Consider the following 21,652-nt stretch of genomic DNA (forward strand, 5'->3'; position numbering starts at 1 on the left):
GTGGCAAACGACGACCTGATCGTGGACGCCCGGGGTCTCGAGCCGCCCGAGCCCCTGGAGCGGGCGCTCGAGGCCTTGTGCCGGCTCAAACCGGGACAGCGGATGCTGCTGCTGCTCGAGCGGGAGCCCTTTCCCCTCTACCGCATCCTGGAGCGCAATGGCTACGAGCACTCGACTCGCGTGAACGACGAGGGCACGTTTTGCATCGAAATCTGGGCTCGCGCGTAATGCTGCCGCCGAGGACCGCGGACGGCGTGCTGCCTCTGTCCGTTCTGCTGCGCTTCTTCCTCACCGCGCCCACCTTCGCCCTGCTTGCCGCCGTCGTCATCGCCACGAAGGGCCCGGCGGCCGCGGCGAGCCGCTGGACGCCCGCCGCCCTCGCCGCCACCCATTTGATGACCCTGGGCTTCGTCACCATGACCGCCGCCGGCGCCCTGCTCCAGATCCTGCCCGTGGCGGCGGGCGCCCCGGTGGCGCGAGGGCGCCTGGTGGCGGAGGTGGCCCACGGGGCATTGACCGTCGGCACCCTCCTGCTGGCCTGGACCTTCCTGGGCGGCGTCCCCCTGCTCGCGCCCTTCGGCGCGGCGGCGCTGCTGGCGGGCCTCGGCGTTTACGTCGCAGCCGCGGCGCAAGCGATCCTCCGGGCGCCGGTGGCCACGCCCACCGGCGTCACCGTGGGCTTCGCCCTGGCCTCGCTCGCGGTCACCGTCCTGATGGGCGCCACCCTGGCCGTCGTCCCGGTCCCCTTCGCCGCCGTTCCCCGGCCCGCGCTGGTGGATCTTCACCTGGCGTGGGGATTCGCCGGCTGGATCGGCTTGCTGGTGGCCGGGGTCGCTTACCAGGTGGTGCCCATGTTCGGGCTGACGAAGCCTTACCCCAAGCTCGTGCACCGGGGCCTGGCGCCGGCGGTGGTGGGCGCCCTGGTATCCATGTCCGCGGCGGCCCTCGCCGGGGGCGCGGCGGTGGGGCGCTTCTTTTACGGGCTAGCGGGTGCCGGAATCTTGACCGCGTTCGCTGCCTTCCTTCTCGTGACCTTGAAGATCCAGTCGGGCGGTCGTCGCCGTGGGGACGGTGCCACAGCTGCCGCCTGGCGCCTGGCGATGCTGGCCCTCGGCGCAAGCCTGCTCGGCGCGGGCGTGAGCCTGGCGACCGACGCGACCCACGGCCGCCCCATCGCCGTCATGGCGGCGGTGGCATTCCTCTTCGGCTTCGCCTTCTGGATGATCGCCGGCATGCTGTACCGGATCGTGCCGTTTCTCGCCTGGATCGACCTGCAGGGGCTTGCGAGCCACGCCCGGCCGCTTCCCAGCGCCAGGCAGCTCGCGCCCCAGGGTTCGTGCCTTGCCCACGTGTGGGCCCACGCCGCGGCGCTGGCACTCCTCGTCGCCGCGGTGGATCGGCCCGCCCTCGCCTCCGCCGCCGGCGTCGGCTTCGGGATCTCCGCCCTGTGGCTGGGGCTCAACCTGCTGGGGTCGGTCCGCCTCTACCGCAGGGCGAAGCAGGATCTTTCACGTGGGCACGGCTGAAGGAACCGGATCCGGCAGGGCGCCGGATCGGGGCGCGAACCATCCCAGCACGCCGTGCAGCCGCACCACCTCGCCCACCACCACCAGCGCCGGCGGCTGGAAACCCCCAGCGCGGGCGAGTTCCGGAAGGCTCTCCAGGGTTCCCACGGCGACCCGCTGCCCGGGGGTGGTGGCCCGCTCCACCACGGCGGCGGGCGTGGCGGGCGCCAGGCCGTGGGCCACCAGGGAGCGGCACAGGAACGCCAGCCCGCCGAGCCCCATGTACACCACCACCGTCTGACGAGGACGTGCCAGGGCCTCCCAATCCAGGTCCATGCTGCCGTCCTGGAGATGGCCGGTGACGAACACGCAAGCGTGGGCGTGGTCCCGATGGGTGAGGGGAATGCCGGCGTAGGCCGCCATTCCGGTGGCGGCGGTGATGCCGGGGACGATCTCGAAGGGAATGCCGTGGGCCGCCAGGACCTCCAGCTCCTCGGCGCCGCGCCCGAAGATCAGGGGATCGCCGCCCTTCAAGCGCAGCACCCGCTTGCCTTCCCGCGCCAGGCCCACGAGCCGCTTGCAGATCTCCGCCTGGGGCACGCTGTGGCGCCCCGGCTCCTTGCCCACGCAAATCCGCTCTGCGCCGGGGCGCACCAGCGCCAGGATCTCGGAGGACACTAGGCGATCATAGAGCACCACGTCCGCCCGCTGCATAAGCTTCAAGGCCCGCAGCGTCAGCAGCTCGGGATCGCCCGGCCCGGCCCCTACCAGATAGACCTCGCCGCGCCCCCCGGCGGGAGGCGCGTCGACGCCGAAGGTGGCGGTTGGCCGGTCCATGCCCATGGGCTCGTGCAGTCGAAGGATGGCCGGGTCGAAAGACCCATAGCCTGACAAGGACTCTAAGGACATGCCTCCCGGCGAACCTTGATTTAAGTCAAAGCCGGTGGCGGTGCCGTCGCCCAGGCTTCAGCGCGCATTCCTTGATGCACGTCAAAACCATCCGCGGCCCTCGATCTCTAGAATGATTTTTTTCAATCGGCGCCCGAATGAAACCGATGCCCCCGATGCGGCCGCTCTCTTCGCACCTCGCCTGCGGCCGGCCGCGACTCGCCGCCCGACGGCGGCGGGGTTGGGCGGCGTTCGCGTGGCTCGCCCTTATCCTTTTGGCCGCGCCGGCCGCCGCGGACATCGCCGAGCGCTATCCCCAGGTCAAGGAATTCTTCCCCCAGGCGGACCGGTTCGGGAACCTGGAGGGCGACCCGCCGGCGGCGGCGGTCTACCAGGGGGAAGAGGTGATCGGCTACGCCTTCCTCACCGCCGACGTCCTGCGCATTCCCGCCTACTCCGGCAAGCCCATCAACACCCTGGTGGGCTTCGATCGGTCCGGGCGGATCACGGGGATCGCCATCGTCCACCACGAAGAGCCGATCCTCGCCGTCGGCATCACCCCCGAGCGCCTGAAACGATTCGTCGACCAGTATGTAGGCAAATCGGTGTTCGATCGCATCGCGGTCGGCGCCCGGCGGGAAGGCCACGTGGCCATCGACACCATCGCCGGCGCCACCATCACGGTGATGGTGGAAAACGCCACCGTCACCCGCGCCGCCCGGGCGGTGGCCCAATCCCGGGGCCTGTCTCCCCCCGCGCCCCCGCCCGAGCCCGAAGCGCCGGCAGCCATCGAGCCCCCTCCCGCCGTCGCTCCCATCAAGCCCTCCCTGCCCCGGAAGACGTCCCCGACCGCCGTGCCGCGCCCCGCCAAGCCACCGGCGGCGTCGGAGGAAACCGCCCCCGCCCGAGCGCCGATCGCGCCGCCCGCCGCGTCTTTGGCGGCGCCGGAAGAGCCCCTGTGGATCGGCATGTGGCGGCAGCGGACGTTCGAGATCGCGGTGCTGGCGGTGAGCCTTGCGATCCTCACCCTGATCCTGGTGTTCCAGGACTGGCTCGCCCGCCGCCCGCGGCTCACGGCCTGGGTGCGCAACGCCTTTCTCGCCTACACCCTGTTCTTCCTCGGCTGGTATGCCCTCGCCCAGCTCACCGTGATCAACGTGCTCACCTTCGCCCACTCGGTGATGCGGGAGTTCCGCTGGGAGCACTTCCTGATCGATCCCATGCTGTTCATCCTCTGGTCCTTCGTGGCCGTGACCCTGCTCCTGTGGGGACGCGGGGTCTACTGCGGCTGGCTGTGCCCTTTCGGGGCGCTGCAGGAACTCATCAACAAGATCGCCCGGCGCCTGGGCGCGCCCCAGCTCGAGCTGCCCGACGTAGTCCACGAGCGCCTGTGGGCGGTGAAGTACGTGATCCTGGTCGTGCTGTTCGGCATCTCCCTCCAGTCCATGGGGGAGGCGGCGGTCTTCGCCGAAGTGGAACCGTTCAAGACCACCTTCGGCATGCGCTTCCAGCGGGAGTGGCCCTTCGTGCTCTACGCGGCCGGCTTGATCGGGATCACGATGGTCAACCGCAAGTTCTTCTGCAAGTACCTGTGCCCCCTCGGGGCGGCCCTGGCGATCCCCGGCCGGTTCCGCCTCTTCGACTGGTGGCTGCGGCGGCGCCGGGAATGCGGCAAGCCCTGCCAGGTGTGCGCGGTGGAATGCCCGGTGCGGGCGATCCGGCCCACCGGCGAGATCAACGCCAACGAATGCCACTACTGCCTCGACTGCCAGGTGGTGTACTACAACGAGCGCAAATGCCCGCCCCTCATCGAGCGGCGCAAGCGGCGCGAGCGCCTGCCCCGGGCGCGGGAAGCGGTGCAGAGAATGGAGACCATGATCGGCGCCTACGGCCCCGAACCTTCCGGGTACGAGGAGCGTGACCACGAGGGCGGCCGCCTTCGCCAACCCCCGTCATAGCCCTACCGGTGACACGGTTTCTTTGATGCACATCAAAGCGCACGCCCGGGCGAGCGCCTAACTTATATCGTCATCGGATTCTTCATATCACTCAGGGAGAGCAGGCCATGGGAGCGAAGGGAACCTTGACCGCGGCGGCGTCCGCGGTCTTTGCGGCGCTGGCACTTTACGCCGGGACCGGGATCGCCCAGCAGAAGCAGCCGGTACACCCCGGCACGCCGGAAGAGGATTTGCGCTACAAGGGCGCCCCCACGGTGATCAAGCCCGAAGAAGCGGCGGAAGTGGTGACGCCCAAGGCCCCGCCCCTTACCAGCGAGGAGTTCGCCCGCGCCAAGCAGATCTATTTCGAGCGCTGCGCCGGCTGCCACGGGGTGCTACGCAAGGGCGCTACCGGCAAGCCCCTCACCCCCGACATCACCCTGCCCAAGGGCACCGAGTACCTCAAGGTGTTCATCAATTATGGCTCCCCCCAGGGGATGCCCAACTGGGGCACCAGCGGCGAGCTCACGGACAAGGATGTGGACATCATGGCCCGTTTCCTCCAGCACGAGCCGCCCACGCCGCCCGAGTTCGGCTTGCCCGAGATGAAGCAGACGTGGAAGGTCATCGTGCCGCCCGAGAAGCGTCCGAAAAAGAAGATGAACAACCTCAACCTGGACAACCTGTTCTCGGTGACCCTGCGGGACACCGGCGAGGTGGCGCTGATCGACGGCGACAGCAAGAAGATCGTCAACATCGTCAAGACCGGATACGCGGTCCACATTTCCCGCCTCTCGGCTTCCGGGCGTTATCTCTTCGTGATCGGCCGCGACGCCAAGATCAACATGATCGACCTGTGGATGGAAAAACCAGACAACGTGGCCGAGATCAAGATCGGCCTGGAGGCCCGCTCGGTGGACACTTCCAAATACAAGGGCTGGGAAGACAGGTACGCCATCGCCGGCTCCTACTGGCCGCCCCAGTACGTGATCATGAAGGGGGACACCCTGGAGCCGCTCAAGATCGTCTCCACCCGCGGCATGACCGTGGACACCCAGGAGTTCCACCCGGAGCCCCGGGTCGCCTCCATCGTCTCCTCCCATTTCAAGCCCGAGTTCGTGGTGAACGTGAAGGAGACCGGCAAGATCCTGCTGGTGAACTACAAGGACATCCGCAATCTCCAGGTCACGGAGATCGAAGCGGCCCGCTTCCTCCACGACGGCGGATGGGACGCGTCCAAGCGCTACTTCCTGGTGGCGGCCAACCAGTCCAACAAGATCGCGGTGGTGGACGCCAAAGAAGGCAAGCGGGTGGCCCTCATCGAAGTGGGCAAGATTCCCCACCCGGGCCGGGGTGCCAACTTCGTGGATCCCAAGTACGGGCCGGTGTGGGCCACCGGGCACCTGGGGGACGAGAACATCGCCATCATCGGCACCGACCCGCAGAAGCATCCCCAGTACGCCTGGAAGGTGGTGCGCATGCTCAAGGGCCAGGGAGGCGGGTCCCTCTTCATCAAGACCCATCCCAAGTCCCGCAACCTGTGGGTGGACACCGCCCTCAACCCAGATCCGAAGATCAGCCAGAGCGTCGCGGTATTCGACATCGACAACCTGGACAAGGGCTACGAGGTGCTGCCTATCGCCGAATGGGCCGGCCTGGGCGAGGGCGCTAAACGGGTTCTGCAGCCGGAGTACAACAAGGCGGGCGATGAAGTGTGGTTCTCGGTGTGGAGCGCCAAGAACCACGAGTCGGCCATCGTAGTGGTGGACGACAAGACCCGCAAGCTCAAGGCAGTGATCAAAGACCCGAAACTCATCACGCCCACCGGCAAGTTCAATGTCTACAACACGCGGCACGATGTTTATTAAGGTTCAGGCAGTCCCTCCTCACTCTGCCGGCGGGGGAAACCCCGCTTTTTTTTCCTGGTGCCGGAGGCTGCTCGCCGCGGTCTTCGCCTGGGCCGCGGTGAGCGCGGCAGGCGAGGCGCCTTCCCCCGCCCGCCAGGGGGAGCTGTTGGCCCTGCTGCGCCATGACTGCGGATCGTGCCACGGCCTCACCCTGCGCGGCGGCCTTGGACCGCCGCTCCTGCCCTCGGCCCTCTCCGGGAAGGACCCCCAGGGCCTCGCCGCCGCCATCCTCCACGGCCGCCCCGGGACCGCCATGCCGCCCTGGTCCCGCTTCCTCTCCGAGGACGAGGCGGCGTGGCTCGCCCACAGGCTGCTCGAAGGAGTGCCCGATGAACGTTAAGGCACGAATCGTCCCATGGCTCCTGGCGCTCGCCCTCGCCGGCTGCGCGGCGCCGGCGCTGCGCGGCACCGGGGACCTGGGCCTCATCGTGGAGCGAGGCTCTGGGCGGGTGCTGATCGTGGACACCACCGCCCGTCGGGCCATCGGCGTAGTGGAGGGCCTGGGAGACCTGTCCCACGCGTCCGTGGTGTATTCCCGGGACGGGCGCCATGCTTTCGTCTTCGGGCGCGACGGCGGGCTTACCAAGGTGGATCTGCTGGAGCAGCGCATCGCGCGCCGAGTGGTGCAGGCGGGCAACAGCATCGGCGGCGCCATCTCCCAGGATGGGCGCCTCGTCGCTGTGGCCAACTACGAGCCGGGCGGGGTCAAGGTGTTCTCCAGCGAAACCCTGGAGCAGGTCGCCGATCTGCCGGCCACCGAGACGGGGGGCGGCAGGCGCGCTAAGGTGGTGGGGCTGGAAGACGCGCCGGGCAACCGGTTCGTGTTCAGCCTGTTCGACACCGGCGAAATCTGGCTCGCCGACTTAAGCGAGCCGGCGGCGCCCCGGGTGCACCGCTACACCGGGATCGGAAAAGAGCCCTACGACGCGCTGGTGACCCCCGACGGTCGCTACTACCTGGCCGGATTGTTCGGCGAGGACGGCGTCGCGCTGCTGGACCTGTGGCGGCCCGAGGCCGGCGTGCGGCGGGTGCTGGACGGCTATGGGCGCGGCCGGCAGCGGCTTCCCGTGTACAAGATGCCCCACCTGGAAGGCTGGGCCATCGCCGGCCGGGAGGCTTTCCTTCCCGCCGTAGGCGCCCATGAAGTACTGGTGGTGGACACGGAGACCTGGCGCGAGACGGCCCGCATCCCGGTCCATGGCCAGCCGGTGTTCGTCATGGCCCAGCCGGGGGGCCGCCAAGTATGGGTCAACTTCGCCTATCCAGACAACGACACGGTGCAGGTGATCGACGTGCCGTCCCGGCGCATCGTGCGCACGCTCAAGCCGGGCAAGGCGGTGCTGCACATGGAGTTCACACCCCGAGGCGGAGAGGTGTGGATTTCGGCCCGGGACGACGACCGGGTGCTGGTCTACGACACCGCGAGCTTCGCCGAGCTCGCCCGCATCCCTGCCCGGAAGCCGAGCGGCATCTTCTTCACCTCCCGAGCATTCGTCACCGGAATGTAACCATGCTGGATCTGGAGCTCGCCCTCTTGAATTGCTACCAGCGGAATTTCCCGCTGGTGCCTCGGCCCTTCGACGTCCTTGCCCGGGAGCTCGGGACTTCCCCGGAGCGGGTGCTGCGCACCCTCGCCATGCTGAAGGAGCGGCGGATCGTGAGCCGCATCGGCGCCACCTTCCGCCCGAACACCGTGGGCGCCAGCGTCCTGGGGGCCCTGGCGGTTCCTGAGGACCGGCTGGAGGCCGTCGCTGGGATGGTGAGCGGCTATCCAGAGATCACCCACAACTACGAGCGGGAGCACCGCTACAACCTGTGGTTCGTGGCCACCGCGCCCAACGAAGCGCGCTTGTCGGCGTTGGTGCACGAGATTGAGCTTCGCGCCCAGTTGCCCCTCCTTGAGCTGCCCCTGCTGGAGGACTATCACATCGACCTGGGGTTCGATCTGGCGGCGGACGGCGCGCCGGGCCGATGCCTGTCCCGGCGATCGCTCCCACCACGTCCCCAGCGCGTGGACCTGGACGGCCCCGCCCACGTCCTGGTGGAGGGGCTACAGCGGGGATTGCCCCTGACCGAGCGGCCCTACGCCGCCCTGGGGGAGGCCGCGGGGATCGAAGAGGAGGCGATCCTCGCCCGCCTCCGGGACTGGCTCGCCGCGGGCGTGATCCAGCGGCTCGGCGTCATCGTCCATCACCACGAGCTGGGCTACCGGGCCAACGCCATGGTGGTCTGGGACGTGCCGGAAGCGGAACTCCCGCAGGCGGTCGACGCCCTTCTGGCGTGGGACTTTGTCACCCTGTGCTACCGTCGGCCCCGGCGGCCGCCCGACTGGCCCTACAACCTGTTCTGCATGATCCATGGGCGCGACCGCAACCGGGTGCTGGAGCGGGTGGAGCTCCTGGCCGAGTCCGACCTGGACCGCTATCCCCACGAGGTGCTTTTCAGCCGGCGCCGGTTCAAGCAGCGGGAGGCGCCCCGGCTCGACCTGGAGACGACCGATGGATGAGCTGGACCGGGCCATCCTCAACCGACTACAATCCGGCCTTCCCCTCTGCGAGCGGCCGTTTGCCCAGGTAGCCCAGGCCCTCGGCACCGACGAGGACGAGCTGCTGGAGCGGCTGCGCCGCATGCTCGCCGATGGGACGCTCACCCGCTTTGGCCCCCTGTTCGACGCCGAGCGCCTGGGAGGCGCCTTCACCCTGGCCGCCATGGCAGTGCCCCCCGAGGAGCTAGAACGGGTCGCAGCCCTGGTGAACGCCCTGCCGGAAGTGGCCCACAACTACCAGCGAGACCACCGCTTCAACCTGTGGATAGTGCTGGCGGCCGACGCCCCGGAGAAGATCGCGGCGGCCCTGCAGCGTATCGAAGCCCTGACCGGCTATCCGGTCCTGAACCTTCCCAAAGAGGCCGAGTACTTTATCGGCCTGCGGCTCCACGTATGACCGATCCGGCCAACCCCGTCATGGCCCTCGACCCGCTGGACCGCCGGCTGGTGCTCGCCACCCAGGCCGGGCTGCCCTTAGTGTCCCGGCCCTATCACGCCCTGGCGGCCCAGCTCGGCGTGCCGGTGGACGAAGTGCTCGCCCGGCTCGAGCGCATGCTCCAGCGCGGCGCCATCCGCCGCATCGGCGCCGTGCCCAACCACTACGCCCTAGGCTACCGGGCCAACGGCATGACGGTGTGGGACGTGGACGACGCCCTGGTGGACGCCCTGGGGCGCCAGGTGGGCGGGCTCGAGTTCGTGAGCCACTGCTATCGCCGGCCGCGGCGGCCGCCCGACTGGCCCTACAACCTGTTCGCCATGGTCCACGGGCGCCGACGCGACGAGGTGGAGCGCCAGGTGGAGGCCATCGCCCGACTCTTGGGAAACGCTTGCCGCGGACACGAGGTGCTCTACAGCGTGCGCATCCTGAAGAAGACGGGACTGCGCTTTTGATCTGGATCAGCATCCTACCGGCCGCCTATGCTCGTCATCGACTTGAACGCCGCTCGAGAAACCCCATGTTCCGCCTGACCCATTACCTGCGGGAGATCCGCCGGCCGACGCCCCTCTCCCCGCCCGCCTCGCCTCCGGGCCCGGTGGTGATCTGGAACCTGGTGCGCCGCTGCAACCTGGCCTGCCGCCATTGCTACTCCATCTCCGCGGACCGGGATTTTCCCGGGGAACTCTCCACCGCCGAGGTGTACCGGGTCATGGATGACCTCAAGGCCTTCGGCGTACCGGTATTGATCCTCTCGGGCGGCGAACCCCTGCTGCGGCCCGACATCTTCGCCATCGGTCACCGCGCCAAGGCGCTCGGCTTTTACGTGGGCCTGTCCAGCAACGGCACCCTGATCGACCAAGGGTCGATCGATGCCGTGCAGGCGGTGGGCTTCGACTACGTGGGCATCAGCCTGGACGGGATGCCCGAGACCCACAACCGGTTCCGGCGCATGGCGGGGGCCTTCGACCGGTCCCTGTCCGCCTTGCGCCTATGCCGCGACCGGGGGATCAAGGTAGGCCTGCGCTTCACCCTCACCCAGGAGAACGCCGCCGACCTGCCGGCCCTGCTCCGGCTCATGGAAGAGGAAGGCATTCCCAAGTTCTACCTCTCCCACCTCAATTACGCGGGCCGAGGCAACGTGAACCGGGCGGTGGACGCCCGCCTGGTCACCACCCGTTGGGCCATGGACCTGCTGCTCGACACTGCCTGGCGGCACCTGGAACAGGGACTGAAAAGCGAGTTCGTGACCGGCAACAACGACGCCGACGGGGTCTATCTCCTGCTCTGGGCGAGGCGCCACTTCCCGGCGCAGGAAAGCCATCTGCGGGCCAAGCTGGCCCAATGGGGCGGCAACGCCTCGGGACTCCACATTGCCAACATAGACAACCTGGGTAACGTGCACCCGGACACATTCTGGTGGGACTATTCCCTCGGCAACGTACGGGAGCGGCCTTTCTCCCAGATCTGGCGAGACACCACGGACCCCCTGATGGCCGGGCTCAAGCGCCGTCCGCGGCCCGTGAAGGGGCGCTGCGGCGCCTGCGCCTATCTGGACGTGTGCGGCGGCAACACCCGGGTGCGTGCCTGGCAGCTCACCGGCGATCCTTGGCAGGAAGACCCGGCGTGCTATCTCACCGACGAGGAAATCGGGGTCGAGGTCGGTGCAGGGCGGCTTCAGGTCACGCCTTATTCCCGGACCGCCCGGCAGCAGGCGCTCCGCTGAGCCGCCCCCACATCCGCAAACCATGACACTGCCATTTCCCAGGAACCGGCCGCTGGCCCTTGCTTTCGCCGTTTTCGCGCTCGCCGGGCTCTCCACGGCCCCGTCCCGGGGTGCGGAAGACGACGCCGCCGAGCTCTACCGGCGGCACTGCGCCGCCTGTCACGGCGCCGAGCGCCTGGGAGGCATGGGACCGGCGCTGCTGCCGGAGAACCTCGCGCGGCTAAAGAAAGCGGAGGCCGAGCGGGTCATCGCCCAGGGGCGCGCGGCGACCCAGATGCCGGGTTTCGCCGGCACCCTCGCCGCCCAGGAAATCGCGCGCCTCGCCGACTACGTGTACGCGCCGCCCCGGACGCGGCCGGTGTGGGGCGAGACAGAGATCCGCGCCTCGCGGGTCGTCCATCGCGCGCCGGAAACGCTCCCACCCCGCCCGGTCCATGGCGCCGATCCCTTGAACCTGTTCGTGGTGGTGGAGGCCGGGGACCACCACGCCACCATTCTGGACGGCGACCGCTTCGAGCCGATTGCCCGCTTTCCCACCCGCTTCGCCCTGCACGGCGGTCCCAAGTTCTCCCCCGACGGCCGCTTCGTGTATTTCGCCTCCCGGGACGGCTGGATCTCCAAGTACGACCTCTACGCCCTCGCCACCGTGGCGGAGGTCCGCGCCGGGATCAACACCCGCAATCTGGCGGTTTCCGGCGACGGGCGCTACGTGATGGTGGCGAACTACCTGCCCCACACGCTGGTGGCCCTCGATGCACACGATCTCCGTCTGCTCAAGGTGATCCCGGTGGAGGACGGAAAAGGCGTGAGCTCCCGCGTCTCCGCCGTCTACGACGCCGCGCCGCGGGGCAGCTTCGTCGCCGCCCTCAAGGACCTCAAGCAGATCTGGGAGATTCCCTACGCCGAGAACGCCCCTCCGGTCTACCGCGGCTACGTGCACGACTACCGCATGGGCGAGGCGCTCGCCGAGCGGGAACCGTTCCCGGTGCGGGTCACCGAGCTGGACGACTACCTGGACGATTTCTTCTTCGATCCGAGCTATGCTTATGTCATCGGCGCCTCCCGGGACGGGTCGGGTGCCCGGGTGGTCAACCTGGACGTGCGCCGCAAGATCGCGGACCTGGACCTGCCGGGGCTGCCCCACCTCGGCTCCGGCATCGCCTGGACCCGGGAAGGCCGGCCGGTGCTCGCCACCCCCAATCTCAAGCAGGGCCTGGTGAGCGTGATCGACATGGGGAGCTGGAAGATCGTCAAGCAGATCGAGACCCTGGGCCCGGGCTTCTTCCTGCGCAGCCACGAGGGGACGCGCTACGCCTGGGTCGACGTGTTCTTCGGGCCGCACCGAGACGCGCTGCACGTGATCGACAAGGAGCGACTGGAAATCGTCGCCACCCTGCGTCCCGCCCCCGGCAAAACCGCCGCCCACGTGGAGTTTACCCGGGACGGCCGCTACGCCCTGGTGAGCGTGTGGGAAAACGACGGCGCCCTGGTGGTGTACGACGCCGAGCACCTGCAGGAGGTCAAGCGCATCCCGATGAACAAGCCCTCGGGAAAATACAACGTGTACAACAAAATCACCCGCTCGGCAGGAACCTCCCATTGACCGAGCCCGACTCGAAATCGCTCCCACTATAAGGTGAGCCTCGGCGCGCCGGTGGCCGGCGTTATTCGATGCGTTTCGCTTCGCTTCACGCGCCCCAAGAGACTACCGGTCGTAGGCGCGCAGCTTCTCCACTTCCTTGATGGTGATGGTGCGGCCTTCCACCTCGATCAGCCCGGCCGCGGCGAGATCGTGGAGGATGCGGGAGAAGTGCTCGGGCGTGAGGTTCAGGCGGGAGGCGATGATCCCCTTGCTCGCCGGCAGGGTGACCCGGAAAGGTCCCGCTTCGGGCTGTTCCTGCTCGTCCCGCAGCAGGTAGCCAATGACCCGCTGGGTGCCGGAGCGCAGGGAGTAGGCCTCCACGTCCCGCACCAGCCTGTGCAGGCGCCAGCTCAAGCCCGCCAGCATCCTGCGGGCGAAAGCCGGGTCCCGCTCCAGCTCCTCGAAGATCGCCGCCTTCGAGACGTGCAGGAGCAGGGAATCGGCCAGCGCCTGGGCCGAGACGATGTAGGGCTTGTCCATGAACATCAGCGCCTCGCCGAAGGTCTCGCCGGGCCCGATGATGTCCACTACCTTCTCGTCGCCTTGGGGGGAAGTGAACGAGAGCTTGACCTGCCCGTACACCAGGGCATGGATGCCGGTGCAGGGATCGCCCCGCTTGAAGAGAATCTCCCCCCGCAGGGCGCGGACCTGCTGGGTGGACTGGGCGACGCGCTCGATCTCCTCCGCTTCCAGCTCGCGGAACAGGGGCAGGTTCATCAGGAAGGCGCGGGTATCGAGAGGCTTCACGATGCGGCGGATAGGCTGGTTGGGCAGCGCTGATTATGTCCCAAGGCAAAGGGATGGAAAAACCCCTGCATGAAGCGCAGCGCTCCCGGGGGCGGGGTTCCCGCGTTCCCCCCGACCGGATGAAGCATCCGGGGGGACCCTTGCCGTCCCCACGCTCCCCCTTCCTTTTATCCATTCGCAGCACCGTTTCGCGAGGATGTTTCCGGCGGAAACACGCTCGCCGCTTTTCTTCCGCCTCCGGACGGTAAATGTTTAATTACATCATAGCCATAAGCTCGTAAGCCGCGAGCTGGCACGGGCTATGCGTGAGTCGCGTTTAACCACACTCCTGTTGTGGTTATTAAGTTCCGTTCTCACTACAAAGGAGGCGACCCATGGCACGTACCACCTCGGAATGGCTAAAGCGACCCAAGCTTCCCCCCACCCATTACGTGGATCCCATCATCTATTCGAGCGAGGAGATCTTCGAGGAAGAGAAGGAGAAGATCTTCAAGAAGGTGTGGCATCTCGCGTGCCACGAAAGCGAGCTGCCCAACCCCTACGACTTCCGCACCTACCGCCATCCCGGCGGCACACCCCTGGTGATCGTGCGGGGCGAAGACGGAAAGGTCCGGACCTTCTACAACATCTGCCCCCACAGGGGGAACCTGATCGTCTACGAGCCGTCCGGCAGCTCCAAGTACTTGACCTGCATCTTCCACCAGTGGGCATTCAACGGCCATGGGGACTGCGTCGACATTCCCCGGGAGAAGGAGGGCTACCAGGACCGGGTGTGCAAGGCAGACGTAGCGCTCAAGGAAGTGCGCACCGAGGTTGCCTATGGCGGTTTCGTATGGGTCAACCTGGACGACAACTGCGAACCCTTGTCCAGTTTTATCGGCGAAGCCCTGGACTACATGCTGCCTGAGCTCACCGCCGAACCGATGGAGACCTTTTGGTATTACCAGGCGACGCTCAACACCAACTACAAGCTGATTCACGACACTAACAGCGAGTTCTATCACGATTATCTGCACATCTATAACCGTATTACCGGCATGCTGGACCCCAAGTCCGGCTACTTCCAGCGCAAGTACACCGCCTACCCCAATGGACACGCCACGGTGGGCTCCATGAACGTGAACTATGGTGCCTATGCCGGCAGCAGTCACTCTACGGACCTGGGATGGCCCCATCTGCCGCCCAAGGGCTGGAAGCTCGTCGATCTCTTCCCGGCGATCACCCTCAACCTGCGCACTTCGGTACTGCGCATCGACAGCTACATTCCCCTCGCCCCGGACCGGGTGCTCCTGGAGTTCCGCGCCCTGGGCTTGAAGCGGGACACGCCAGAAGAGCGCCGGCAGCGGGAGCGGGACGCCGCCACCATCTGGGGACCGTTCGGCCGCAACCTGCACGAGGACCTGCTGGCCTCCTCCGGCCAGGGCGTCGCCATGGCCAGAGACTCTCAACCCATGTACGTGCTGCAGGCGCGCGAAGAGAACGCTACCATCCACGACGAGATCGGCATGCGCCACTACATCGCCGAATGGGGGCGGCGCATGGGCCGCAGTCCCGCCCAGCCGATGCTCAAGGACGAGGCGACCGCCCGGGTAGCTTGAAGACCGAAGGCTCAATAGGAGGCAAACCATGACCGTTGAACGCTCCCATATCGAGGAGTTCATTTACTCCACCTGCATGCTCATGGACGACAAGGACTTCGCCGGCTTCATGGCGCTGTGCGATCCCGAGTTCCGCTACCGGCTCTCCGCCTACAGCCCGGAGATCCAGAAGGAAATGACCTGGCTGGACCGGGACCGGAAGGAGTTCGAGGAATTCCTGCTCAAGATGCTGCCCAAGCACAACAGCGACCGTTCGCCCCTCACCCGCAACGCCACCGTGTACAAGGTGGAAATGAACGGCGGCACCGCCAAGGTCACCTCGGCCCTCCAGGTCTTCAAGACCAATCTGGACGGCGGCGCGACCAGCCTGTTCGCGGTGGGGAAATACGTGGATACGGTGGCCGTGGAAGGCGGCGAGCTGCGGCTCAAGGAGCGATGGGTGAAGCTGGATACCCGGGACCTCGGTTGGGGATACCACGTTCCGTTTTGATCCGCGACTCGTCCTGCCGGACCTACCAGCTCCTAATCGTGCTCGTCCGGCCCGCCCGGATTCGGGTGGGCCGGCTGGGTACGTTCGATTTTCCCGCCGGCCGCTACGCTTACACGGGCAGCGCCGGGCGCCATCCGGCGGCCCGGCTAAGGCGCCACCTGTCCCGCAACAAGCGGTTGCACTGGCATATCGATTATCTGCTGGCGGCGCCCGAGGCACGGGTCGTGGGGATCCGCTGCTTCGACGCCGCGGAATGCCCAGTGAATCGTTCCATGCCGGGCCGCGTCATCATTCCGGGCTTCGGCGCCGGCGACTGCCACGCGCGATGCGGCAGCCACCTCAAGTTCCAAAGCTGATTATTGACCCGGCAACATGAAGTTTGGACCTTTCTGGTTTGTGGTTGCCAAAGGGGCATGGACAAGACAGGCGCACGAAAACTGCCGTTGGCGGTGCTCAACGAGCGCCGTCGGCGCGCAGTCAAACTTCGGGAGCGCGGGTTGCTGCTGCGTGAGGTTGCCGCACAGGTGGAGCTTTCGGTGCCGACGGTGATGGCGGCACACCGGGCGTACTTGGCAGGCGGCTGGTCAAGGATACCGACCGCAAGGTGTTCCCCATCCTCGACAACCTCAAGGTGCATCGTGCCCGTAAGGTGAAAGACTGGCTGGCCAACCACGAGGAGCAGATCGAAGTGTTCTACCTGCCGAGCCACAACCCGGAGCTTGACCCGGACGAATGCCTAAATGCCGACCTCAAGGACGGCGTAACGCGGCGCGCGCCGGCACGCAGTCAAGCTCAGCCGAAAAAGGCGGCCATCAGCCATCTGCGCAAACTCCAGCAGTCACCGCAACGTGTTCGCAAATACTTCGAACATGAACCCGTGCGCTATGCCGCGTGAAAACATTTGATTGCCGGATCAATAACCCGGATATGCCACGAGGACACCCCTGAAATGAGGTGAAAGTGCAAGGGGGCTGCCCCACCTGGAATTTGCCTCCCGCGCGACCGTGGCCTAAATTTAAATAGGCTATAGGCCGCAGGAGGAGAAATGCCATGGATCTTCTTGTCGAGCTTGTCGACGTATGGGCGGCCAGCATGCCGGACAAGCCGGGCGCGCTGGCGGGAGTGCTCGCCATCCTGAGCCAAGCGGGGGCGAACCTGCAATTCATCATCTCGCGGCGCGCTCCGGAGAAACCCGGGACCGCGGTGGTGTTCGTCACGCCGCTGCAGGGCGACAGGGAAGTCCGCGCCGCCGCGACAGTGGGTTTCAACGTGACCCAGCGTCTCCATTCCGTTCGAGTGATGGGCCAGGACCGGCCGGGAATCGCCGCGGAGCTGACCCAGAAGCTCGCCGACGCGGGGATCAATCTCCACGGATTCTCCGCCTCCGTGATCGGCACCCAGTTCGTCGCCTACGTGGGGGTGGATTCGCTGGAAGACGCCGAGAAGGCGATGGAAATCCTGAAAAAGGCCTGACGGGCCGCCCGCGGCCCGGCGCAGCGCCCCCTTCAGCCGAACACCAGCCACCCGTGGCTTCCCGCCACGGCGCCGGCGATGGTGACGAGGCTCAGTGCCAGCAGCACCCAGTGCAGCCGCTGGACCCGCCGGAAGGTGCCCTCCGGATCGCGCTTCGCCCGCTCGAGAAACCACCGGTGCAGCCACAGGGGCTCCAGCACGAACAGCATCAGGGTGAAGAGCGCCCACACCGCCACCATGGCGTGCATCCACCAGAACGCGGCCGCGCCGAAGCGGCTCCACGCCCCCAGGGCATGCACGAGATAAAAGCCGCTCAGGCCGGTGATCAAGGTGGTAACCCGGGCCTGGGCGGCGAAGCGCCGCTCGATCCGCTCGAAGAACTCCACGCGCTCCTCCGGCCGCTTCAGGCGCCGCACCGCCGGCAGCAGTACGGTGGTCACCATGGCGACGCCGCCAATCCAGAGCACAACCCCGAGGACGTGGAGCACCCGCGCGGTGGCCAAGGATTCGACGCTCATCCCGGCCGCCCGTCCGCCCGGGGGAGAAAGTAGAACGGAACGTAGCGCCAGGCCCACGCCCCGAAGGCGACGAGCCAGAGCAGGGCCGCCGCTGGCATGAGCCAGGGGGCCCCGGGCGCCAGGTCCGCCGCCACCCGCACGGCAGCGGACGCCAGCACGCCCAGGAAGCAGGCGAAGGTGAGCCGGTCCGCCACCAGGGGCCGTCCTGAATGGCCGAGGGAGACGCGGGACACCATAGCGAGCAGCGTGGCCGAGAAGTAGCCGATGGCGAGCAGGTGCAGCGGCGCGAGCCCCAGCACCGCCCGCCCACCGAGCCAGGCCAGGCTCTGAAGCACGTGTAGCGCCATGGCCAGGGCCAGCACGGCGAAGGCGATGTGCAGCATGGAGAGCAGCGGCACGGGGAGGCTGCGCCAGCCCTGCCAGGCCGCCAGCAGGTACAAGACCACCGCCAGCATGGCGCCGTCCGGGATCCAAGTCCAGGCCGCGAGCCCCGAGAGCTCCAGCACCCCGTGGGCCAGCGAGGCGGCGGTGAAGAGGGGCACGCTCCAGGACGGCCGCACGACCGGATAATCCGGCAGCGCCCGGCTGGAGAAGAACGGAATCATGCGGTGGCTCACGTTGAAGAACAGGGGCAGGAGGAAGAACCACACTGCCCCCGTGCGGGCAAGCTGGAAGAGAAACGTCTTTCCGCTGGCAAGCCAGGCGAAAACGCAAGCATGTAGGATGAACCCGACGGCAGTCAGGGTGAGTACAACTATGGGATAGCGCCGGTCGGGGCGAGTCGTCCGCCGCACCAGATCGAAGAGCCCGCTCCAGGCCAGCGCCCAGCCGGCCAGGGCGAGTCCCGTTCCCAAGAGCAGGAAAGCGGACCCCGCCGTCGTCCCGGCATAAGTCGCGAGCGCCCCCGCCAGCATCAATCCGGCGGCCGGGACATAGCACGCCTTGGGAATGCTCCCCTCCCCCAGCCAGTTGGGCACCGCGGTCATCAGAAAGCCAAAGATGAAGAAAGGGAACACGCCGTAGAGCATGACATAGGCGTGTAGCCATCCCGGCGGCATGGTCCAGGCGGGGGGCGAAAACCAGCCCCCGTAGCGCGCGCCCAGTTCCCCCATCCACCACCCCATGGTGGCGATGAGCTGCACCGCCCCGGCGAAGAACCAGGTGCGGTGGGGCGCGGCGGTGAGATGCAGCCTAGCCATGGGCGAGGCAACGGAACAACTCCAAGAATCGGTCTCATTCTATCCGCTGTCGCCCCGTGCCGGCTCCCTCCTGTAACGATCTTTTGATCGAGATCAAAAAAGTGTGAGATTCCGGCGCCTGCGGGCCCGAACCGTATTGCCCTTCCACATCCCTTTGGCTAGCCTCTGCGTCCCATGCGATTGCTGCTCATCAATCCCCGCTACCCAGAAAGCTTCTGGAGCTTCCGCTGGGCGGTGGACCGGGTGCTGCCCGGAAAGCGCGCCGTCAATCCGCCCCTGGGACTCGCCACCCTCGCCGCCCTCACGCCCGCCCACTGGAAAGTGACCATCGTGGACGAGAACGTGGAGCCCCTTCCCCTCGCGCCTCAAGCGGACTTGATCGGTATCGCCGGCATGGGGGTGCAGTTCGCCCGGCAACAGGAACTCCTGCGCTACTACCGGGCCGCCGGCTACCGCACGGTGGTCGGGGGAAGCTACGCCTCCCTGGTGCCGGAGCGCTACCTGGAGCTGGCCGATACGGTGGTAGCGGGGGAGGCGGAATACCTCTGGCCGCGCTTTTGCGCCGACCTAGAGGCGGGGCGGCCCGAACGGCTCTACCGCGAAACCGGTGTGGTGGATCTCCGGCACTCCCCCACGCCCCGCTTCGACCTGCTCAAGCTCGCGCGCTACACCACCGCCACCCTCCAGGTGTCCCGGGGTTGCCCGTACCTGTGCGAGTTCTGCGACATCATCGTCATGTTCGGCCGCAAGCCCCGTTACAAGACCCTGGCCCAGGTGGAGCGGGAGCTGGACGCGCTGCGCGCCCAAGGGGTGCGCAACCTCTTCTTCGTGGACGACAACCTGATCGGCCACCGGGCCCTCGCCCGGGAGCTGCTGCGGCACCTGATCGACTACCAGGCCCGCCACCGCCACCGCTTCCGCTTCGGCGCCCAAGTCTCCCTCAACGTGGCCCAGGATCCGGAGCTGCTGCGGCTCCTGCGGGAAGCGGGATTCAACTGGGTGTTCATCGGCATCGAATCCCCCGACCCGGCGGCGCTCAAGGAGATCCGCAAGACCCAGAACACCCACGAGGACATCCTCACCTCGATCCAGCGCATTTACGCCCACGGCATCGACGTGCTGGGGGGCTTCATCGTCGGCTTCGACGCCGATACGGAACAGACCTTCGAGCTGCAATACCGCTTCATCACCGAGGCGGGCATCCAGGCGGCCATGGTGGGACTCCTCACCGCCCTGCCCAAGACGCCCCTCCACGCCCGGCTCGCCGCCGAAGGCCGGCTGCGGGAAGGGATGAACGAGGTGGACAACACCCGCCCCGCCACCAACGTGGTGCCGAAGGGCATGAGCTACGACGCCATGATCGAGGGCTACCAGGCCCTCTACCGCCGTCTGCTGGCCGACGAGGCCATCGCCCGACGCATCGCCAACAAGCTTGCCCACATGGCCGCGCCCGTGTACAGCGGCGAGTACGGTCCCCTGCAGCAGGTGGGAATCGTCGCGCGACTGCTCGTGCGCGGCGTGCTGCCGGGAGGCCTGAAGCGCACAGCGTGGTTTCTGAAGAGCCTGCCGTGGCGCTCGCCCAGGAAAATGCCCCTGGCCGTAGTGGACTGGATCTGCGCGCTCTCCATGCGGGCCTTCATCGAGCGGCGCTTCGGCGAGCAGGCGGCGCCCGAAGGTCTCGCCGCCCGCTTCGCCGTCATGCGCCAGGCTCTCGCGCGCTATCTCGCCCAGGGCCGCGCCGGGCTGGAACTCAACCGCTCCGGCTTGTCCCTGCGGCTGGAAGGATGGCTCGACCACCGTTTCTACCGGCGCGCGGCGCGGCATGCCCGGCGCATCCTGGGGTGCACGCCCTCCACGCTCACCCTGTACGTGAACCGTCTCCAGGGCAAGGAGCGGCTGTGGCTCGACCGATTCCTGCGGCGCCTCGCCCGCTACGGCGACCGGGTGCGAGTGGTGGTGGGCGAAGCGGCCCGGGGCGGCATCGAGATCGATTCGTCGGTGTTCCACCTAGCGCTGGAGCCCGACTCCCGGTAGCGCGATGGAGCTGGTCTGCCCCGCCGGCACCCTACCCGCCCTCAAGGCGGCGGTGGACCACGGCGCCGACTGGGTCTACATCGGCTTTCGCGACGAAACCAACGCGCGCAATTTCGCCGGCCTCAACTTCGACGCCGCCGCGGCTCGGCAGGGCATCGCCTACGCCCACGCCCGCGGAGCGCGGGTGCTGGTGGCGATCAACACCTATCCCCAGACTCAAAGCTGGCGCCGTTGGACCGACGCGGTGGACCGGGCCGCCGACGTGGGCGCGGACGCGGTGATCCTGGCCGACCTGGGACTCCTACGCTACGCGGCCACCGCCCATCCGCGACTCGCCCTGCATCTCTCGGTACAGGGCTCGGCCACCAGCTACGAGGCGATCGAGCTGTACCGGGAGCTCTTCGGCATCCGGCGCGCGGTGCTGCCCCGCGTCCTCTCCCTCGCCCAGGTGGAGCAGGTGGTGGCCCGCACCCCGGTGGAGATCGAGGTGTTCGGCTTCGGAGGCCTGTGCGTGATGGTGGAAGGACGCTGCGTGCTGTCCTCGTTCGTGACCGGCGAGTCCCCCAACACCGCCGGCGCCTGCTCGCCGGCGCGCTCGGTGCGCTGGGAGCCCCGGGGCGAAGGCATGGACACCCGCGTCGGGCCGGTGCTGGTCAACCGCTTCGCCCCCGGCGAAAAGGCGGGCTACCCCACCCTGTGCAAAGGCCGCTACCGGGTGGCAGGCCAGGCGTACTACGCCTTCGAGGAGCCGGTGAGCCTGAATACCCTGGCGCTCCTGCCGAAGCTCGCCGCCATGGGGGTGGCCGCCATCAAGCTGGAGGGGCGCCAGCGCAGCCCGGCCTACGTGGAGCAAATCACCCGGGTGTGGCGCGCGGCCATCGACGCCTGCCGCCGGGATCCCGCCGCTTATGCCGTACGGCGCGAATGGGCCCAGGCGCTGGCCGCAGTGTCCGAAGGACAGCAGTGTACCCTGGGCGCCTATCACCGGCCGTGGAAATGATGTCGTC

Annotated in this window: 20 protein-coding genes and 2 pseudogenes; 18 read left to right on the forward strand and 4 right to left on the reverse strand. The window is 67.6% G+C overall.

What is annotated here, in order from left to right; genetic code table 11:
- Nucleotides 1-228 (forward strand): DUF2249 domain-containing protein, encoded by a 228-nt coding sequence (locus ACUVYZ_RS10345; protein WP_439934363.1) that lies wholly within the window; start codon nucleotides 1-3, stop codon nucleotides 226-228.
- Nucleotides 228-1,526: a hypothetical protein gene (locus ACUVYZ_RS10350; RefSeq protein ID WP_439934362.1), complete on the forward strand. Its 1,299-nt coding sequence runs from the start codon at nucleotides 228-230 to the stop codon at nucleotides 1,524-1,526. The genes ACUVYZ_RS10345 and ACUVYZ_RS10350 overlap by 1 nt, the downstream gene beginning before the upstream one ends.
- Here ACUVYZ_RS10350 and cobA read toward each other — a convergent pair.
- Nucleotides 1,509-2,318, reverse strand: a pseudogene (cobA, locus tag ACUVYZ_RS10355) (uroporphyrinogen-III C-methyltransferase); the annotation flags it as partial. The gene ACUVYZ_RS10350 and the pseudogene cobA sit on opposite strands and share 18 nt — an antisense overlap.
- 233 nt (nucleotides 2,319-2,551) lie before the next feature.
- Here cobA and ACUVYZ_RS10360 point away from each other — a divergent pair.
- From ACUVYZ_RS10360 to ACUVYZ_RS10400, 9 genes are all read left to right on the forward strand, one after another.
- Entirely contained in the window at nucleotides 2,552-4,351 is a 1,800-nt protein-coding gene (locus tag ACUVYZ_RS10360; protein WP_439934361.1) for a 4Fe-4S binding protein, read from the forward strand.
- A 107-nt stretch (nucleotides 4,352-4,458) separates the two neighbouring features.
- Entirely contained in the window at nucleotides 4,459-6,198 is a 1,740-nt protein-coding gene (locus tag ACUVYZ_RS10365; RefSeq protein ID WP_439934360.1) for a nitrite reductase, read from the forward strand.
- A 97-nt stretch (nucleotides 6,199-6,295) separates the two neighbouring features.
- The gene (locus tag ACUVYZ_RS10370) at nucleotides 6,296-6,577 is read left to right on the forward strand and encodes a c-type cytochrome (RefSeq protein ID WP_446033061.1); all 282 of its coding nucleotides are present in this window, start codon (nucleotides 6,296-6,298) and stop codon (nucleotides 6,575-6,577) included.
- The gene (locus ACUVYZ_RS10375; RefSeq protein WP_439934358.1) at nucleotides 6,567-7,745 is read left to right on the forward strand and encodes a cytochrome D1 domain-containing protein; all 1,179 of its coding nucleotides are present in this window, start codon (nucleotides 6,567-6,569) and stop codon (nucleotides 7,743-7,745) included. The genes ACUVYZ_RS10370 and ACUVYZ_RS10375 overlap by 11 nt, the downstream gene beginning before the upstream one ends.
- 2 nt (nucleotides 7,746-7,747) lie before the next feature.
- The gene (ahbB, locus tag ACUVYZ_RS10380) at nucleotides 7,748-8,743 is read left to right on the forward strand and encodes a siroheme decarboxylase subunit beta (protein WP_439934357.1); all 996 of its coding nucleotides are present in this window, start codon (nucleotides 7,748-7,750) and stop codon (nucleotides 8,741-8,743) included.
- Nucleotides 8,736-9,179, forward strand: coding sequence for an AsnC family transcriptional regulator (locus ACUVYZ_RS10385; RefSeq protein WP_439934356.1), 444 nt, complete (start codon nucleotides 8,736-8,738; stop codon nucleotides 9,177-9,179). Before ahbB (ACUVYZ_RS10380) ends, ACUVYZ_RS10385 begins: the two co-directional genes overlap by 8 nt.
- 20 nt (nucleotides 9,180-9,199) lie before the next feature.
- Entirely contained in the window at nucleotides 9,200-9,673 is a 474-nt protein-coding gene (ahbB, locus tag ACUVYZ_RS10390) for a siroheme decarboxylase subunit beta (protein WP_439934447.1), read from the forward strand.
- A gap of 65 nt (nucleotides 9,674-9,738) precedes the next feature.
- Nucleotides 9,739-10,944 carry a heme d1 biosynthesis radical SAM protein NirJ gene (gene nirJ, locus ACUVYZ_RS10395; RefSeq protein WP_439934355.1) on the forward strand — a complete coding sequence of 402 codons (1,206 nt, stop codon included), beginning with the start codon at nucleotides 9,739-9,741 and terminating at the stop codon, nucleotides 10,942-10,944.
- Between the two features lie 22 nt (nucleotides 10,945-10,966).
- On the forward strand, nucleotides 10,967-12,547 hold the full coding sequence (locus tag ACUVYZ_RS10400) for a cytochrome D1 domain-containing protein (protein WP_439934354.1): 1,581 nt from the start codon (nucleotides 10,967-10,969) through the stop codon (nucleotides 12,545-12,547).
- Nucleotides 12,548-12,649: 102 nt separating this feature from the next.
- On the opposite strand, the gene ACUVYZ_RS10405 is transcribed toward ACUVYZ_RS10400, so the two are convergent.
- A complete protein-coding gene (locus ACUVYZ_RS10405; protein WP_439934353.1) occupies nucleotides 12,650-13,333 on the reverse strand; it encodes a Crp/Fnr family transcriptional regulator in 684 nt (227 codons plus the stop codon).
- A 374-nt stretch (nucleotides 13,334-13,707) separates the two neighbouring features.
- Between ACUVYZ_RS10405 and ACUVYZ_RS10410 the strand changes: the two genes are divergently transcribed.
- The 5 genes and pseudogenes from ACUVYZ_RS10410 to ACUVYZ_RS10430 all read left to right on the forward strand — a co-directional run bounded on the left by ACUVYZ_RS10410 (nucleotide 13,708) and on the right by ACUVYZ_RS10430 (nucleotide 16,894).
- The gene (locus ACUVYZ_RS10410; protein ID WP_439934352.1) at nucleotides 13,708-14,931 is read left to right on the forward strand and encodes an aromatic ring-hydroxylating oxygenase subunit alpha; all 1,224 of its coding nucleotides are present in this window, start codon (nucleotides 13,708-13,710) and stop codon (nucleotides 14,929-14,931) included.
- Nucleotides 14,932-14,959: 28 nt separating this feature from the next.
- Complete coding sequence (locus ACUVYZ_RS10415) at nucleotides 14,960-15,421, forward strand: aromatic-ring-hydroxylating dioxygenase subunit beta (protein ID WP_439934350.1); 462 nt, start codon at nucleotides 14,960-14,962, stop codon at nucleotides 15,419-15,421.
- On the forward strand, nucleotides 15,418-15,777 hold the full coding sequence (locus tag ACUVYZ_RS10420) for a GIY-YIG nuclease family protein (RefSeq protein ID WP_439934349.1): 360 nt from the start codon (nucleotides 15,418-15,420) through the stop codon (nucleotides 15,775-15,777). Before ACUVYZ_RS10415 ends, ACUVYZ_RS10420 begins: the two co-directional genes overlap by 4 nt.
- Before the next feature lie 218 nt (nucleotides 15,778-15,995).
- A pseudogene (locus tag ACUVYZ_RS10425) lies at nucleotides 15,996-16,316 on the forward strand (transposase); the annotation flags it as partial.
- Between the two features lie 155 nt (nucleotides 16,317-16,471).
- Nucleotides 16,472-16,894, forward strand: a complete 423-nt coding sequence (locus tag ACUVYZ_RS10430; protein ID WP_439934348.1) for an ACT domain-containing protein — start codon at nucleotides 16,472-16,474, stop codon at nucleotides 16,892-16,894.
- A 32-nt stretch (nucleotides 16,895-16,926) separates the two neighbouring features.
- Here the strand turns inward: ACUVYZ_RS10430 and ACUVYZ_RS10435 are convergent, their stop codons facing one another.
- Together ACUVYZ_RS10435 and ACUVYZ_RS10440 are read right to left on the reverse strand one after the other, a co-directional pair.
- Nucleotides 16,927-17,412, reverse strand: a complete 486-nt coding sequence (locus ACUVYZ_RS10435) for a hypothetical protein (RefSeq protein ID WP_439934347.1) — start codon at nucleotides 17,410-17,412, stop codon at nucleotides 16,927-16,929.
- Nucleotides 17,409-18,611 carry an NnrS family protein gene (locus tag ACUVYZ_RS10440; RefSeq protein WP_439934346.1) on the reverse strand — a complete coding sequence of 401 codons (1,203 nt, stop codon included), beginning with the start codon at nucleotides 18,609-18,611 and terminating at the stop codon, nucleotides 17,409-17,411. The genes ACUVYZ_RS10435 and ACUVYZ_RS10440 overlap by 4 nt, the downstream gene beginning before the upstream one ends.
- Before the next feature lie 174 nt (nucleotides 18,612-18,785).
- Here ACUVYZ_RS10440 and ACUVYZ_RS10445 point away from each other — a divergent pair, with 174 nt between their 5' ends.
- Both ACUVYZ_RS10445 and ubiU read left to right on the forward strand, forming a co-directional pair.
- Nucleotides 18,786-20,645 carry a radical SAM protein gene (locus ACUVYZ_RS10445; protein WP_439934345.1) on the forward strand — a complete coding sequence of 620 codons (1,860 nt, stop codon included), beginning with the start codon at nucleotides 18,786-18,788 and terminating at the stop codon, nucleotides 20,643-20,645.
- Nucleotides 20,646-20,649: 4 nt separating this feature from the next.
- On the forward strand, nucleotides 20,650-21,645 hold the full coding sequence (gene ubiU / locus ACUVYZ_RS10450; RefSeq protein ID WP_439934344.1) for a ubiquinone anaerobic biosynthesis protein UbiU: 996 nt from the start codon (nucleotides 20,650-20,652) through the stop codon (nucleotides 21,643-21,645).
- Nucleotides 21,646-21,652 lie beyond the last annotated feature (7 nt).

Source organism: Pelomicrobium sp. P1 (assembly GCF_052805615.1).